This is a genomic window from Halobaculum gomorrense (genome assembly GCF_900129775.1).
Classification (GTDB): domain Archaea; phylum Halobacteriota; class Halobacteria; order Halobacteriales; family Haloferacaceae; genus Halobaculum; species Halobaculum gomorrense.
Window position 1 is genome coordinate 84,755 of sequence record NZ_FQWV01000001.1, and the last position, 15,154, is coordinate 99,908.

General features: G+C 72.1%; 19 protein-coding genes. 10 read left to right on the top strand and 9 right to left on the bottom strand.

What is annotated here, in order from left to right; translation table 11 throughout:
* The first annotated feature begins 18 nt into the window (after positions 1-18).
* The 3 genes from BUE16_RS00365 (at position 19) to BUE16_RS00375 (ending at position 2,483) form a co-directional block, all read left to right on the top strand.
* Entirely contained in the window at positions 19-912 is an 894-nt protein-coding gene (locus BUE16_RS00365; protein WP_073306392.1) for a pantoate kinase, read from the top strand.
* Positions 913-986: 74 nt separating this feature from the next.
* Positions 987-1,841, top strand: a complete 855-nt coding sequence (locus BUE16_RS00370; RefSeq protein ID WP_079991417.1) for a 4-phosphopantoate--beta-alanine ligase — start codon at positions 987-989, stop codon at positions 1,839-1,841.
* A 123-nt stretch (positions 1,842-1,964) separates the two neighbouring features.
* A complete protein-coding gene (locus tag BUE16_RS00375; RefSeq protein ID WP_073306394.1) occupies positions 1,965-2,483 on the top strand; it encodes an NUDIX domain-containing protein in 519 nt (172 codons plus the stop codon).
* Here BUE16_RS00375 and BUE16_RS00380 read toward each other — a convergent pair.
* Entirely contained in the window at positions 2,480-3,598 is a 1,119-nt protein-coding gene (locus BUE16_RS00380; protein WP_073306397.1) for a molybdopterin-dependent oxidoreductase, read from the bottom strand. The genes BUE16_RS00375 and BUE16_RS00380 overlap by 4 nt on opposite strands.
* A gap of 101 nt (positions 3,599-3,699) precedes the next feature.
* On the opposite strand from BUE16_RS00380, the gene BUE16_RS00385 reads away from it, so the two are divergent.
* The 3 genes from BUE16_RS00385 to BUE16_RS00395 all read left to right on the top strand — a co-directional run bounded on the left by BUE16_RS00385 (position 3,700) and on the right by BUE16_RS00395 (position 5,200).
* Positions 3,700-4,434, top strand: coding sequence for an SDR family NAD(P)-dependent oxidoreductase (locus tag BUE16_RS00385; RefSeq protein WP_073306399.1), 735 nt, complete (start codon positions 3,700-3,702; stop codon positions 4,432-4,434).
* A gap of 86 nt (positions 4,435-4,520) precedes the next feature.
* Positions 4,521-4,766 (top strand): AbrB/MazE/SpoVT family DNA-binding domain-containing protein, encoded by a 246-nt coding sequence (locus BUE16_RS00390; RefSeq protein WP_073306401.1) that lies wholly within the window; start codon positions 4,521-4,523, stop codon positions 4,764-4,766.
* Positions 4,766-5,200, top strand: a complete 435-nt coding sequence (locus tag BUE16_RS00395) for a type II toxin-antitoxin system VapC family toxin (protein WP_073306403.1) — start codon at positions 4,766-4,768, stop codon at positions 5,198-5,200. Before BUE16_RS00390 ends, BUE16_RS00395 begins: the two co-directional genes overlap by 1 nt.
* An 8-nt stretch (positions 5,201-5,208) precedes the next feature.
* Here the strand turns inward: BUE16_RS00395 and BUE16_RS00400 are convergent, their stop codons facing one another.
* Together BUE16_RS00400 and BUE16_RS00405 are read right to left on the bottom strand one after the other, a co-directional pair.
* A complete protein-coding gene (locus BUE16_RS00400) occupies positions 5,209-6,360 on the bottom strand; it encodes a pyridoxal phosphate-dependent aminotransferase (RefSeq protein WP_073306405.1) in 1,152 nt (383 codons plus the stop codon).
* 134 nt (positions 6,361-6,494) lie between these two features.
* Entirely contained in the window at positions 6,495-7,310 is an 816-nt protein-coding gene (locus BUE16_RS00405) for a helix-turn-helix transcriptional regulator (RefSeq protein ID WP_073306407.1), read from the bottom strand.
* 212 nt (positions 7,311-7,522) lie between these two features.
* On the opposite strand from BUE16_RS00405, the gene BUE16_RS00410 reads away from it, so the two are divergent.
* Positions 7,523-8,479 carry a DMT family transporter gene (locus BUE16_RS00410; protein WP_073306409.1) on the top strand — a complete coding sequence of 319 codons (957 nt, stop codon included), beginning with the start codon at positions 7,523-7,525 and terminating at the stop codon, positions 8,477-8,479.
* A 68-nt stretch (positions 8,480-8,547) separates the two neighbouring features.
* Here BUE16_RS00410 and BUE16_RS00415 read toward each other — a convergent pair whose 3' ends face one another.
* Positions 8,548-9,579: a glutathione S-transferase family protein gene (locus BUE16_RS00415; protein WP_303645202.1), complete on the bottom strand. Its 1,032-nt coding sequence runs from the start codon at positions 9,577-9,579 to the stop codon at positions 8,548-8,550.
* A gap of 144 nt (positions 9,580-9,723) precedes the next feature.
* On the opposite strand from BUE16_RS00415, the gene BUE16_RS16780 reads away from it, so the two are divergent.
* Positions 9,724-9,882, top strand: a complete 159-nt coding sequence (locus BUE16_RS16780) for a DUF7563 family protein (protein ID WP_200778339.1) — start codon at positions 9,724-9,726, stop codon at positions 9,880-9,882.
* 32 nt (positions 9,883-9,914) lie between these two features.
* Here the strand turns inward: BUE16_RS16780 and BUE16_RS00420 are convergent, their stop codons facing one another.
* The 5 genes from BUE16_RS00420 to BUE16_RS00440 all read right to left on the bottom strand — a co-directional run bounded on the left by BUE16_RS00420 (position 9,915) and on the right by BUE16_RS00440 (position 13,153).
* Positions 9,915-10,694, bottom strand: coding sequence for a class I SAM-dependent methyltransferase (locus BUE16_RS00420; protein ID WP_073306411.1), 780 nt, complete (start codon positions 10,692-10,694; stop codon positions 9,915-9,917).
* A gap of 2 nt (positions 10,695-10,696) precedes the next feature.
* On the bottom strand, positions 10,697-11,635 hold the full coding sequence (locus BUE16_RS00425; RefSeq protein ID WP_073306413.1) for a thiamine-phosphate synthase family protein: 939 nt from the start codon (positions 11,633-11,635) through the stop codon (positions 10,697-10,699).
* Positions 11,632-12,267: a dCTP deaminase gene (gene dcd / locus BUE16_RS00430; protein WP_073306415.1), complete on the bottom strand. Its 636-nt coding sequence runs from the start codon at positions 12,265-12,267 to the stop codon at positions 11,632-11,634. The genes BUE16_RS00425 and dcd overlap by 4 nt, the downstream gene beginning before the upstream one ends.
* A 79-nt stretch (positions 12,268-12,346) precedes the next feature.
* Positions 12,347-12,568, bottom strand: coding sequence for a hypothetical protein (locus tag BUE16_RS00435; protein WP_073306417.1), 222 nt, complete (start codon positions 12,566-12,568; stop codon positions 12,347-12,349).
* A 207-nt stretch (positions 12,569-12,775) separates the two neighbouring features.
* Positions 12,776-13,153 carry a hypothetical protein gene (locus BUE16_RS00440; RefSeq protein ID WP_073306419.1) on the bottom strand — a complete coding sequence of 126 codons (378 nt, stop codon included), beginning with the start codon at positions 13,151-13,153 and terminating at the stop codon, positions 12,776-12,778.
* A gap of 206 nt (positions 13,154-13,359) precedes the next feature.
* Between BUE16_RS00440 and pth2 the strand changes: the two genes are divergently transcribed.
* Positions 13,360-13,698, top strand: a complete 339-nt coding sequence (gene pth2, locus BUE16_RS00445; RefSeq protein WP_073307013.1) for a peptidyl-tRNA hydrolase Pth2 — start codon at positions 13,360-13,362, stop codon at positions 13,696-13,698.
* Positions 13,698-15,056 (top strand): tRNA pseudouridine(13) synthase TruD, encoded by a 1,359-nt coding sequence (gene truD / locus BUE16_RS00450; protein ID WP_073306421.1) that lies wholly within the window; start codon positions 13,698-13,700, stop codon positions 15,054-15,056. Before pth2 ends, truD begins: the two co-directional genes overlap by 1 nt.
* Positions 15,057-15,154: the final 98 nt, after the last annotated feature.

Here is a 15,154-nt window from a genome sequence, read left to right on the forward strand (position 1 = left end):
GTCGCCGTTCTGGCGCGTATGGACGAGGCGACCGCCTTCGCGCCGGGCCACATCACCGCCTTCTTCGCGCCGTACCCCGACCGCGACCCGGTCCGCGCCGGCTCGCGCGGCGCCGGCCTCGCGCTCTCGGACGGCGTCGCGGTGACCGTCCGGCCCGTCGACGCCGACGCCGCGGACTCGGACGGGCACCGCGACGCGGGATCCCGTGCCGACGCGAGCGGCCTCGCGTCCCTCGACCTCGACGGCGTGCCCGCCGAGATGGCGCCCGTCGAGCGGGTGCTCGCAGAGCTGAACGTCGCCGCCGAGGTCGAGGTGGAAAGCAGCGTGCCCGTCGGCGCGGGGTTCGGCGTCTCGGGCGCCGCGGCGCTGGCGACCGCCCTCGCCGCGAACGCCGCCTTCGGAATCGGGCGCTCGGAGAACGACCTCGTGCGGGTCGCTCACGCCGCGGAGGCGGCGGCAGGCACCGGCCTCGGCGACGTGGTCGGGCAGTTCCGCGGCGGCCTCCCGGTCAGGCTGGAGCCCGGCGCGCCCGGCTACGGTCGGCTGGACGGCGTGCCAGCCCGGCCCCAGATCGAGTACGTCTCCTTCGGCGAGCTGTCGACCGAGCGGGTGCTCGGCGGCGACCTCGACCCCGTCCGCGAGGCGGGCGAGGCGGCGCTGACGCGGCTGATGCGCGCCCCCGACGACCTGGAGCTGCTCGCCGCGGGCCGGGAGTTCGCCGGCGAGGCCGGCCTGCTGGTTCCGGAAGTCGCCGAGGCCGTCGACGCCGTCGAGGCCGAGGGCGGGCTGGCGTCGATGGCGATGCTCGGCCGCACGGTGTACGCGCTCGGCACCGGACTCACCGACGCCGGCTACGACGCCGCGGCGTGTTCGGTTCACCCGACGGGCGCGACGCTGCGCCCCGAGGGGTAGCCCCGTCACCGCGGAGCGTTCCCGCTTCGCGTCGAGTGAACGCGCTTTTCGTCTCGTGTCGACGAGTCGGGAGTATGACCGAGGACGCCGGCGGCGATGCCGACGCCGAGACGGGTACCGGAACCGAGACGGACGCGACAGACGAGCGAACCGCCGACCCCGAGGTCCCAGCGGACCCCGAACACGAGTCGGCGATCCCCGAGGACCACCCTCGGTACCAGTCGCTGCTCACCCGCCACCGCATCGAGCACGGCGTCGACATCGGCATCACCTCGAAGCAGGGACTCATCGCGGAGGGTCGCGGCGAGGCGTTCGACTACCTGCTCGGCGAGGAGACGCTCCCGAGCGCGGACGCCGCCGCCCGCGCGGCCGCCGCGCACCTCCTGCTGGCCGAGCGCCCCGTCCTCTCGGTGAACGGCAACGTCGCGGCGCTGGTACCCGGCGAGATCGTCGATCTCGCCGAGGCCACGGGCGCCGACATCGAGGTGAACCTCTTCAACCGCACCGACGAGCGGATGGACGCCATCGCCGACCACCTCCGCGAGCACGGGGCCGGCGATGTGAAGGGACTGACCGCCGACGGCCGTATCCCGGGGTTGAGCCACGAACGCGCGAAGGTCGACGCCGACGGCATCGGCGCCGCCGACGTGGTCGTCGTCCCGCTGGAGGACGGCGACCGCGCTGAGGCGCTTGGCGCGATGGGGAAAACCGAGATCGTGATCGACCTCAACCCGATGAGCCGGTCGGCGCGGGTCGCCGCGGTGCCCATCGTCGACAACATCATCCGCGCGGTCCCCAACGTCACCCGCCACGCGGCGGACCTGCGCGGGGAAAGCGACGAGGAACTCCGCGATATCGTCGACTCGTTCGACCGCGAGGCCGCACTGCAGGAGGCCGAGCGCGCGATCAGGCAGGGCGACCTCGACTGACCTCGACCGACCGCGGCACGGTGTGAGGGAGGCGTTCGCCGGCGTCGCGGCCGCGGTCCCCGCGTCCCCCCCAGCGAGCGAACCGACACCGACTTTGACCGCTCGCGAGACAGCATCGGACCCATGACCGACATCCGCGGCGCCGTCCTCGGTGCGATCCGCCACCCTGACACCGGCGAGTACCTCGTGCAGCGCCTCTCGGGCACCGACGAGACTCACTTCCACCGGTTCGTCGGCGGCGGCATCGAACCCGGAGAGCCGAGCGACGAGGCGCTCGAACGTGAGTTCGCGGAGGAACTCGACGTCACCGTCGACGCGGGTTCCCCTGTCTGCACCGTCGAGAATCTGTTCGAGTTCGGCGGCGAGTCGCACCACGAGTTCGCGGTGGTGCGTGCGGCGACGTTCGCGGATCGATCGCTGTACGACCGGGAGACGTTCTCGGGCGTCGACAACGTCGACGGCGACGGGGAGCGGGTCGAGTACGAGGCGTACTGGCGCACGCTCGCCGACCTTCGCGACGACGACGCGCCGTTCTTCCCCGCAGGCGTCGCCGAGGCGGTCGAACGCGACGGGCACGCTCACGTCGTCAGTACGCCGGATGCCGACCGCGATGCGGTCGACGCCGACGGCAACGACGGCTAATCGAAGCCGGACACTAGCGTCACGAGCCACTGCATCGGGTCGCCGCGCTCGCGAACCTCCACCGACTCCACCCACTTCACCCACTGGAACCCCCGGCGACCGGGAGCGACCAGCCTCGCCGGCCCGCCGTGGCCGTGGCTCAAGCGACTCCCCCGAACGTGCGTCGCCAGCAACGCGTCGCGCGCCTCGTCGATCGGCAGCGACCAGCGGTAGCCCGTGACCGACGTGAATCGCACGTACCGGGCACGCTCGTCGGCGCCCGCCGCGTCGAGCAGGTCGCCGACGCGGACGCCGCCCCAGCGCTGGACGGTGTACCACCCCGAGGTGCAGTCGAGCGTCGCCTCCAGCTCCGCGGTCGGGGCGTCCCCACCGCCCACGTCGCCCGCGAGGTCGTCGTAGCCGAGATCCAGTTCCTCCCCGACGAGCCTGCGAACCGACAGCGTCCACGCCCCGCGGTCGACCGGGTCGGGGTCGTCGGCGACCCACGAGGTGACGGGAAAGCCCCCGCCCTCGGTTTCGGTGTCGTACAGGTCGCCGGTCGGTTTCGACCCCGTGAAGCGCCTGCTCGCGCCGCCGAGGACGCGGTCGGCCGTCTCGGTCGCCCGCCACGCGACCGTCCCGGCGACGAGCAGCGCGCCGACGCGGAGGGCGGACCGGCGGTCCGGGTCCACCTCGCGCGGCGAGTGGTAGCGCCCGCGAAGGTGCCACAGCACGAGCGGCACAAGGAGTACGCCGAGGCCGACGTGGAGGTTCAGCGTCGTCCACGCGAAGACCGGGACGTTGCCGCCGAGCACCCAGAAGACGCCAGTCGCCAGCGCCGCGAGCGCGACGACCGCCTGGAGGACGGAGACGGGGGTGAACCGGTCCCACGCCGCGGCGGTCGCGACGCGCCGGCGGACGCGCCACAGTTTGAAGCCGACGAGCGCGACGAGGGTGAGCCCGACCGACGAGTGAAGCCAGAACACCCACGCGCCGCTTGGAGCGCCCCGGGTGAACGAGTACAGCCCGGAGGCGACTTCCACGGCGACGCAGACGGCGATAGCCCAGTCGACGACGCGGGCCGGCGGCTCGACCGAGCGGATAGCGCCGGCGACGGTCCGACGGACACGGCCCATAGCCGTGTGGAGGGCCCGAACGGACATAGGTTCGTGGCCGACCGCCAGCGGTCGCCGCCGCGACACGAACGCCCAAGTTCCAGTCAGCCGTCGCTCCCACGATGACAGTCGCACTCGTCACCGGGTCGTCGCGGGGGATCGGCGCGGCCACCGCGGAGCGTTTCGCCGCCGCCGGCCACGACGTGGCCGTCAACTACCACACGTCCGAGGGCGCCGCCGAGGAGACCGCCGCCGCCGTCCGCGAGCACGGACAACACGCCACGGTCGTCGGCGCGGACGTGTCGAACCCCGAAGCTGCGAGTCGCTTCGTCGACACCGCGGTCGCGGAACTCGGGGGGGTGGACCACGTCGTCAACAACGCCGGCGTCGACCAGCACGTCTACACCGAGGACCTCTCGCCCGCCGACTTCGACCGCGTGATGGACGTGAACGTCAACTCCGTGTTCACCGTCACCAAGGCCGCCCTGCCGCACCTGCGCGAGAGCGACGCGCCCCCGACGCCGTCGATCACGAACGTCTCCTCGATCCTCGCGTTCACCGGCGCGCCGATCGAGGTCCACTACGCGGGCTCGAAGGGGGCGATCCTCTCGGTCACGAAGAGCCACGCGCGCGACTTCGCGCCCGACATCAGGGTGAACGCGGTCGCGCCGGGCCACGTCGAGACGGACATGACGAGCGACCGCACCGAGGCGGAGAAGCGGGAGGAACTGACCGACATCCCGATGGGCTCCTTCGGCGACCCCGCCGACATCGCCGAGGCGGTCGCGTACCTCCGCGACGCGCGGTTCGTCACCGGCGAGACGCTACACGTGAACGGCGGGGAGCTGCTGCGGTAGCCGGGCGGACAGGGTGTCGGGAGGGAGGCGACTTCTTAGTGTGATCTCACACTAGGTTTTTGACCGACCCCGGCGTACCGTGGTATATGAGCAATTCTGTCGCTGACGCCGAAAGCACCGTGTCGGGGAATCAGGCGAACATCCCGGCACGGATCCGGCGCAAACTGGACATTGACGACGGGGACCATCTCCGGTGGAAGATCCGGGACGACGGCACCCTCCACGTTGAGGTTGTCCAGCAGCGTGAGGGAACGTTCGCCGAGTTCGACGGCTACGAGGGTGCAGCAGACACGGACGCGGCAGTCGACCACGACGACTGGGGGGTCGAGTAGTGCCGCGCGCGCTCGTCGACACGTCGGTCCTCTTCGCGGCCGCCTACCGTCGGGACGCCGCCCACGAGGAAGGGCTCGCTATCGTCCGAGGAATCGACTCCGGTGCCCTCCCAGAGGGAGTCGTGCTGGAGTACGTTCTCGCCGAGACGCTCAACGGACTCGCGACCCACGCGGGACACGATCCGGCGGTTGACTTCCTCGACCGGTTGGAGGAGAACGCGAACTTCCACATCGAGCCCATCACGGGATCCGTCCACGCCTCCGCAAAATCCATGTTCCGTCGACATGCGCGGCTCTCGTTCGCCGACGCCGCCGTCGTCGCCCACATGCGGACCGCCGGACTCGGATACCTCTACGCCTTCGACGACGACTTCGACGGTATCGACGATGTCTATCGACTCGACTCCGCGACGGATCCGTACCGACCCGACTGAATCGACGCCTACAGCGCCGCCTCGATCCGGTCAAGTCCCTCCTCCAGCCGGTCCATCGAGTTTGCGAACGAGAGGCGAAGCTGCCCCGCGCCGGCCTCGCCGAAGCCGTCGCCGGGGGCGAGCACGACGCCCGCCTCGCGGCACAGGCGCTTCGCCACCGGGAGGCTCGCCTCGTCGGTGTCGGGGTCGAGGAAGGCGTAGAACGCACCCTCCGGCCGGGGCGCGGTCACACCGTCCATGTCGGCCAGGCGGTCGGCGACGTAGTCGCGGCGCTCGCGGAACGCCTCGTACATCTCCTCAACCGGCTCCTGCGGGCCGGTGAGCGCGGCGATGGCGGCGTGTTGGGCGACGCTCCCGGTGCAGGCGGTCGTCGACTCGCGGACCTTCGTCGCCTCGTCGACGACGGCCGAGTCGCCCGCGAGCCACCCGACGCGCCACCCCGTCATCGCGTACGTCTTCGAGCAGGAGCCGACCGTGAGCACGTGTTCAGGGTGGCCGGTCAGGGCGGCTGCGCCCGTGAGGTCGCGGTCGTAGGTTAGCTTCGCGTACACCTCGTCGGCGACGACGTACGCGTCGTGCTCGGCGGCGGCGTCGACGACCGCGCGCACCTCGTCGGGATCGGCGACGCGACCGGTGGGGTTCGACGGCGAGCAGAGGATCACCAGCGAGCTGTCTGCGCCCATCCGCTCGGTGACGCGCTCGGCGTCGAGGTCGTAGTCTGGCGCGGCCATCGGCACCTCGACGGGCGTCGCGTCGGCCAGCTTCGCCTGCGTCCAGTAGTTCGGCCACGACGGGGAAGGGATGAGCACCTCCGATCCGGGCTCGGCCGTCGCGAGCACCGCGAGGTGGAGCGCCTCCATCCCGCCGGTGGTGGTGAGGATCTCGTCGGGTGCGTGGCGCACGCCGTACTCGCGGTCGAGCGTGTCGGAGATGGCCCCGCGCAGCTCCGGGAGGCCGGCGTTGCTCGTGTAGTGGGTGTGGCCGCCGCGGGCGGCGGCGCAGGCGGCGTCGAGGACGTGCTCGGGCGTGTCAAAGTCGGGCTCGCCGACCTCGAGACGGACGAGGTCGCGCCCCTCGCGTTCCAGCTCCTGGGCGAGGTCGAACATCACGCGGATCCGCGAGCGGTCGCACGCGCGGACGCGGGCGGTGGGTTGGTGCATGGTCGTCGGTGGCCGCGGGGCGTGTTGAAACTACGCGTGGGGGCGAGGCGGGCGGTCGAGGGGTGCCGTCGGTGCCGCGGCCGCTAGACCGCGCCGTAGAGCCGTGGGTGGCGGCGCCCGCGGCACCGCCGCCCTCACCGCTCGGCGACCGCGTCGTCGAGCGTTCCGGGATCGATGAGTTCCCCCTCGCGCCAGTAGCGTTCGTGGGCCTCGGCGGCCCACTCGCGAACCGCGTCGTCGTCGGTGTCGACGGCGGCTCGGAGGAGTCCCTCGTCGTCGCGCAATAGCAGGTGCACCACGTCGTCGGTGATCGTCACCGCGAGCGGAACGGGCCCGTCATGGAGCCGGATCTCGACCCCCTCGGCCGCGATCAGCTCCCGGAGATCCGCCCCCAGCCCGGCGTCGCGCGCCACCGCGTCGAGGGCCGTCCGCGAGAATACCCCCTCGAACGTCAACTCGCCCGCGACGGCCCGCTCGCGGATGGCGTCGAGGCTCCCCTCATTGAACGCGTGGGAAACGATCCGGACCCGATCGGCGTCCCTCAGAAGATCGAGCACCCGGCCGACGGGCGCGCCCGGTCGGGTCCGGCTGGGGCGGGTGATACGCGCGTCTGCCAGCCGCCGAAGGTCGAATCCCAACGCCTCTGTCGGCAGCCACTCCACGACCTCACGGAGGCGTCGCTCGGTCTCGACGGTCTCGCGCAGGCTCGTGAACTCCGCTGCGACGAGGCGGCCGGTCGCCGTCGCACAGTACTCGCCTCCGTCGTCGTCCCTGATGATCCATCGACGGTCTGCGAAGTCGCGGAGGATCCGTCCGAGCGTCGGCTGGGAGGCTCCGGTCGCCTCGACGAGGTCGCGCCTCGTGTGGGGTCCGGCCGCGAGGCGTTCGAGCACCGTCACCCGATTGGCCGACAACGCGAGGAACTCGATCTCTTCGAGCGCCGAATCCATACCCCGGATCGCGGCCCCCGACGCATAGCTGTTTTCGTGGCGTGAAACCGTATTGCGGCGTGAAAAATATACAGATCCGGCAGCTCGTGCGCCCTACGAGGTGATTTCTGGACAGATACTCTACCCTCCGGAGCGTAGGCGGTGACGAGTGAGCCGGAACGATTCGACCGAGCGTCGGAGCAGGCGGCCGGCGGCCCGGCGGGGGCGGTGAGATGGGGCGCGGAGAGTATCGGCTGTTCGGGCTGTTCCTCGCGGCGAGCGTCTGCTTCGGCGGCACGTTCGTCGCGGCGAAAGCCGGGCTGGCGTACGTCCCGCCGCTGCTGTTCGTCGCGTTGCGGTTCGACCTGGGCGCGGTGCTCCTCTTGGGCTACGTCTTCTTCGCGTTCCCCCGCGGGCAGCGGCTCCCTCGGAGCCGCGGCGACCTCGCGGCCGTGGTCGCGGCCGGGGTGTTCGCGGTCGGTCTGACGAACGCGTTCATCTTCCTCGCCCAGCAGGACGTGAGCAGCGGGGTTGCGTCCGTCCTCTACAGCCTCAACCCGATCGTGACGCCCGTCCTCGCGGCGGTCCTGCTGTCAGACGAGCGGCTCTCGCGCGGAAAGACCGCCGGGATGCTCCTCGGGTTCGCCGGCGTGGCGATGGTCGTCGGCGTCGACCCCGACAGCCTGCTCGGGGGAGGGCTGGCCGCCAAGGCGCTGCTGCTGGCGGCCGCCGCCAGCGGCGCACTCGGGAGCGTCCTCGTGCGGCGGGCGTCGTCGTCGCTCCCGAACGCGGTGCGGACCGCGTGGGCGGTCCCCGTCGCCGCGACGGTGTGCCACGCGCTGAGCTTCGCGGCCGGGGAGACGCCGGCGGCGATCGCGTGGACGCCGACGGCACTGCTCGCGCTCGCGTACGTCGGGGCGTTCTCGACGGCGGTTGCGTTCGTCGCGTACTTCGGCCTACTCGATGCGGTCGGGGCCATCAGGGGGAACCTCGTCTTCTACGTCGTCCCCGTCGTGGCGACGCTCGGCGGGTGGGCGCTGCTGGGAGAGTCGGTGTCGGCGTCGACGATCGCGGGCTTCGCCGTCATCGCGGTCGGCTTCGGGGTCGTCGGCCACGAGGCGATCGGGACCGAACTGTCGCGACTGCGGGTCGCGCTCGGTCGCCGGAGCGAGTCCCCCCGCTCGCACTGACCCGCCCGGACGATCCGACCGCACCGACCCTGACTCCGGGTGTCGACGGCGGTGGTCGGGGTACCGACTCAGTTCGCCGTCGCGTCGGCGCCCAACTCCGCGGGCGGGCCGCCGGGCAGCTCGTCGCGGTCGTGTGCCTCGGCGAAGTCGATGTCCGGCCCGGTCGGCACGATCCGCTTGGGGTTCAGGCTCTCGTGGGAGCTGTAGTAGTGTCGGGTGATGTGGTCCAGGTTGACCGTTTCGGCGACGCCTGGCGTCTGGAACAGGTCCTTCGTGTACGCCCAGAGGTGGTCGTACTCGTGGACGCCGCGGCGGTTACACCGGAAGTGAGTGTGATACACGTGGTCGAAGCGGACGAGCGTCGCGAACATCGCCACGTCGGCCTCGGTGAGGCGGTCGCCCGCGAGGTAGCGCCGGTCTGCGAGCAGGTCGTCGTACTCGTCCAGCGCCTCGAACAGCTCCTCGACCGCCTCGTCGTACGCCGCCTGCGTGCTCGCGAAGCCGGCGCGGTAGACGCCGTTGTTGATCCGCGGGTAGATGTCGTCGATCAGGTCGTCGATCTCCTCGCGGGACCCCTCGGGGTAGAGGTCGACACCGTTCCCGAGGTCGTCGAAGGCGGTGTCGAGCATCCGCATGATATCCTCGCTCTCGTTGTTGACGACGGTCTCCGTCTCCTTGTCCCACAGCACCGGCACCGTCACCCGCCCGGTGTAGTCGTCGTCCGCGCGCTGGTAGATCTCCCGGAGGTAGTCGGCGCCGTACAGCGGGTCCGGCTGCTCCTCGGAGAACTCCCACCCCTCGTCGTAGCGCTCGGGCTGGGTGAGCGACAGCGAGATCGCGTCCTCCAGTCCCTTCAGCGCGCGCGTCATGGCGACGCGGTGGGCCCACGGGCACGCCCGGCAGATGTACACGTGGTAGCGGCCGGGCTCGACGGGGAACTCGGGGTTGTCGACGGGGTCGGCGCCGGGCTCCGGCACCGAGCCGTCGATCCAGTTCCGGAAGCTGGTCTCGCTGCGCTCGAACTCGCCGGAGTCGCCCGTGTCGCGGCGCACGCCGGTGCGCCACTCGCCGTCGACAAGCATGTTTGTCGCATCGCTCATTGGTCGTAGGAGTCGATGGGCGGCCACACGCTAAAGCCGTGTGGCGGCGGAAGCCGCCGGATTGGCCCGTGAGCCGATCGGGCGCCCGGATATATTCTCGATCGGATAAAATAAATTATGTCGATCAGAGCGGATCGATGCGCCATGGGACGGACGTGCCAGAACTGCGGGGGAACGGTGACGGAGCGCTACGCTCGGGTGTTCGCGCCCGATGCAACGGCCGGACCGCGGGTGTGCCCGAACTGTGAGGACCTCGTGCGCGACGGCGCGAGCGTCCGCGAGGCCCGAGCCAACCGCGGGTAGCGACGCGGCCGGGGCCCGCGCGGGAACGCGGTCTACTCGCGCTCGACGGTCCCCGCGCTCACCCGCGCGAATCCGCCGAGGAGCGTCCGGTACTCCGCGTCCGCGCACACCTCCCGGAGCGCCCGGTGCGCAGCGGCGACGCGCTCGTCCTGCACGGTCGCCGGCGACCGTCCCAGCGACTCCGCCGTCCCCGGCGGAGAACCGGCGCGAACGAACAGGTCGAACGCCGGGTTCAGCGCCTGCCATCCCGGTCGCGTCGTCCGCGCCAGGTCCAGCAGCGCGATCCGGCCGCACGGGCCGACGAGATCGGCCCACTCGCGGACGGCGGCCGCCGGGTCCGGGAGCATCCCGACGACGAACGCGCCGCAGCAGGCGTCGACCGCCTCGGCACGCAGCGGCGGGCGGGTCGCGTCGCCGCGGACGAGGTGTCCGACCCCGGCGTCCGCGCCGCCGGCTCCGGTTCCGGGCCCGTCTCCGTCTCCGGCGCCGTCCTCGCGTCTGCCCCTGCTCGCGTTCCGGTCTCGCTCGCGCGCGACGCGGAGCACGCCCGGCGAGAAGTCGACGCCGACGTACGTTCCGTCGCCCCCGAGGCGGCGCTCGACGTACGGTCTGTTCGCACCGGTTCCGCAGCCGAACTCGACGACGGTCGAGCCAGGGTCGGGGTCGAGCGCGTCCGCGAGCGCACGGCGGAGCGTCGCCACGACGGGGCCGCGCCTGGCGAGCGCGTCGTACGCGCGAGCGAGGCGGGTGTAGAACTCCGGGGCGGACGACCCCGCAAAATCGGACGACTGCGGGAGGGTCGTCGAGCGCATCGCTACCGGAGGTCCCGGACGACCCGCGCCACCGTCGGCGCGTCCGGGCCGAGCACGTACAGGACGGCCTCGACGCCGACGCCGCCGGTCTGGTACACCGCGAACACGTCTCCGAGAGCGTCGGCGGGGCCGTCCAGGCGGTCCGCCACCGCCGCGTGAACCGGGTCGTCTGGACCGCCGTCGGTCTCGCTGTGGTCGCGGGGCTCGAACTCGACGGCCTCGATCCCGGCGTCGGACAGCGCCGCCAGGAGGGACGGGTCGTAGCGGACGTTCACCGCCGCGCGGGCGTCGACGCCGGCGGCCCGCACCGACAGCAGCACGCCGGCGACGTGCTCGCTGACCCCGAACTCGGGGTCGCTCGGCACGCGCGCGGTCCCCTTCACGTCGAAGATGCGCCCCGGGACGGCCGCCACGTCGTCGATGGCGACGGCGTCGGGCACGCACTCCGCGAGGTTCGAGCCGACGTTGGGGATCAGCCCCGCGAACCCCGAGGTCGCGGTGAGCGTGCGGACGCCCCGCCGCAGCGACGCGAGCGTCCGCTCGCGGTCGCGAAGGCCGCTGTCGGGGTCGTGGACCGCGAAGTCGTACTCGGCGCCAGCCAGCTCGGGCATCGCCGCCTCGTGGAGGTCCGCCAGGAGGTCGCCGGCCTCCAGGCGTCGGATCAGCACCTCCACCTCGACGAGCGCGCCGACGCGGCTGAGGTCGCCCGACGCCAGCCCCGCGGCGACGCGCTCGACGGTCTCGCGGACGCGGTCGTCCGCGGCGACGCGGTCGTTCGTCGCCACGTCGCCGTGGGCGTACTTCGACACCGCAGACTGGCTGATGCCGAGCGCGTCGGCGACCTCCCGCTGTGTCAGGTCGCGCTCGCGCAGCGCCTCCGCCAGCATCGCGCGGACGGTGGGCAAGAACTCGTCGACGACGACCTCCTCGATGAACCTCATCGGTCGAGCTCCCCGGGGTCGGCCCCTCCGCCGTCGCCGTCGTCGCTCGCCTCGGGAGCGAATTCGGGGTCGTCGCCGATGCGCGACGCCTGCGGCCCCGACTGCCCCTGGTACTTCGATCCGCGCTCGACGCCGTACGGCCGCTCGGCGGGCGTCTTCAGCTCCGTGAAGATGAGCTGGGAGACGCGCATGCCCGGCGAAAGCGCCACCGGCGCCGCGCCGAGGTTCGACAGCTCGAGGGTGATCTGGCCGTCGTATCCGGGGTCGACGATCCCGGCGGTCGCGTGGATGACGACCGCGAGGCGACCCAGCGAGGAGCGGCCCTGCACGGTCGCGAGCAGGTCCGCCGGCACCTCCACGCGCTCTTTCGTCGTCCCGAGCACGAAGTCGCCGGGGTGGAGGATGAAGTCGTCGCCCTCGGGGACGTGCGTCTCCTCGACGTACTCGTCGACCTCGCGGGCGTCGTTCGGGTGGATGCAGGGGATGTTCGTCCGACGGAACTCCAGGAACTCCGAGCCCAGCCGGAGGTCGACGCTCGCGGGCTGGACCTGCGTGTCCACGTCGTCGAGCGGGTCGACGACGAGGTCGCCGTCCCGGAGCCGTGCGAGGATGTCGGTGTCCGAGAGTATCATTACCGGAGGGGCGGCCGCCGCGGGCCTAAAGCCCCCGCATCGAGGGCACGCCGCCGCCGTCTCGCGGGCGCCGACCCCCTCAGAACAACTCGAACACCAGCCCGAGCGCGGTGAGAGCGCCGACGACCGTCGCGGCGCTCCCAAGCGAGAGGTCGCACGCGTCCGCCAGTCCGTACGTCCGGATCACGCCCGCCCAGCCGGCGACCGCGAGCGTGTCGGCGAACGCGCCCTCGCCGTCGGCGAGCGCGCTCGCGGCGTGGAGGACGCCGCCCTGCACGAGCCAGAACACCGGGACGAGCACGACCGCCGCCGGCGGTGACGATCGTGACGAATGCGACGACTGCGGCCGCATGGGCGAACGGCGGGGAGCCGTCGTGGCGCTCGAAGTAGCTGTCCAGTCGGAGGAGGGGCGTGCGGGGACCTACCATCGTCGGCTGCTCTCCCGGCTCCGTGAAACGTCTTGTCCTCGCCGGTCGGTCGTCAGGTCGTCACGACGGATCGGCCGGCCTCAGGCCGTCACGACGGGTTGGTCGTCGCCGTGGTAGGCGTCGTGGAACCGGTCGAGCCGGCGGTAGAACTCCGGCAGCAGACGGTTGCGGAGGTGCAGCCGATCACCGTCGGACTCCGCACGGGTCCACGCGACCGCGTCGTCGATCGCCGCCTCGATGTCGTCGGGGGGTCGCTCGCCGGCCACGGCCGCGAACGACTCGCGGAAGGCGGCCGCCACCGTCGCCAGCAGGAGATCGTCGACGACCGCGGTCTCTTCGGGCGGGGTGCCGAGGCTCCTGACCGCGCCGGCGAGGAAGACGCGCCCGTCGCGGATCCCGTGGTCGGCGAACGATCCCGGCATCGGTCGGTCGTCGTCGTCGTCGTTTCTGATCCTCATACGTGCGTATAGGGCCGCTGGATGGTTGAACCCCCGCGGCCTGTGCGGGCCGGGCACATTCGAGGCGCCAGAGTATCCCCCGTGGCTGGGGCCGGCGCCGGTCGAGCGGGGCCCGCTGGCGATCATCGGTTCCAGCACCGAGTTCCCGTCCCCGACCGCGCTCCCGAAGCGCTTTCGGCGCCCCCCGCCCAGCGCGACGTATGAGCATGAAGCAGGCCCTCGTCGTCCGCACCGACCTGGGGATGGGGACGGGGAAGCTGGCCGCACAGGTCGCGCACGCGTCGCTGTCGGCGTACGAGGACACCGGCACCAAGACGCGCAAAGCGTGGAAGGGCGAGGGCCAGAAGAAGGTCGTCCTCAAGGCCGCCGGCGAGTCGCAGATCTTCGAGCTGGCGGACCGCGCCGAGCGCGAGGGGCTCCCGAACGCGGTCATCCGCGACGCGGGCCACACCCAACTCGACCCCGGGACGGTGACGACGCTGGCGGTCGGGCCGGGCGAGGAGTCGATCGTCGACAAGGTGACCGGCGACCTCTCGCTGTACTGATGCGCGAGGCCCACCCCCGCGAGCGAGCCACGGGCGTCGACCACTACGTCAGCGAGGCCGACGGCATCGGCGGCCGCCTCCGGGTCGCCCCCGAGGACTTCCGGGTCCGCGAGCGCGAGCGGATGGACCCCGAGCCGCTCGACGCCCACGCGGGGTCGTACCCGTGCGTCCTCCTGCGGGCGACCCTGCGCGGCTGGGACACCAACGACTTCGCGAGCGCGCTGTCGAACGCGATGGGCGCCAGCCGCGAGCGCGTCTCGTGGGCCGGCACGAAGGACAAACACGCCGTCACCACGCAACTGTTCACGATCCGCGACGCCGACCCCGACGATATCCCGGACCTCGACGGTGCCGAGGTCGAGGTGCTGGGTCGCGTCGGGCGCGACCTCTCGTTCGGCGACCTCGCGGGCAACGAGTTCGCGATCCGCGTGCGCGAGACCGACGGAGACCCCGATCCGATCACCCGCGACCTGCGCGCCTTCGCCGCCGGCGACGACCCCGACGAGGTCGCGGCGGCGGACGACGGCAACGCGGACGAGGTCGCGGTCCCAAACTACTTCGGCCACCAGCGCTTCGGAAGCCGCCGCCCGGTCACCCACGAGGTCGGCCTCGCGGCGATCCGCGGCGACTGGCGGGGCGCGGTGCTCGCGTACTGCGGGAACCCCTACGACACCGAACCCGAGGACTCCCAGCGCGCCCGCGAGGTGGTCGAGGACGAGGCCGGGAGCGGCAGCCCCGACTGGAGCGCCGCCCTCGACGCCATGCCGGGCCGCCTGCGCTACGAACGCTCGATGCTCCACCGACTCGACGAGGGGGCCGACTGGCGCGCGGCGCTGGAGGCGGTCCCGTCGAACCTCCAGCGGCTGTTCGTCAACGCCGCGCAGTCGTACGTGTTCAATCGGATCCTCTCGGAGCGCCTGCGCCGCGGGCTGCCGTTCGCGTGCCCCGTCGCGGGCGACGTGGTCGCGTTCGTCGAGCGCGAGGTGGCGTTCCCGAAGCCCGACATGGACCGCCTCCAGCGGGCGACCGGCGGGCGGGTCGACACGCTCGCGCGCCACTGCGAGCGCGGGAGGGCGTTCGTCACCGCGCCGCTGGTGGGCACAGAGACGGCCCTCGCGGGCGGCGAGCCCGGCGAGACCGAACGCGAGGTGCTCGCAGATCTCGACGTGGAGCCGGACGACTTCGAACTTCCGGGGGAGTTCGCCTCCAGCGGCACCCGTCGGGCGGTCCTGCTCCCGACGGATCTGACGGTCTCCGCGGAGGAGGGCGACCCCGTGTTCGAGTTCGCGCTGCCGTCGGGCTCGTACGCGACGGTGCTGTTGCGGGAGTACCTGAAGTGCGATCCGGACCGGCTCTGAGGGCGGGCACGGAGGTGGCGGTTTCCGGATTTCCCCCACCCGGACCTATTTCTCGCGGACTGGCGAACGACGCCCATGACGCGCTTACTCGACGCGCC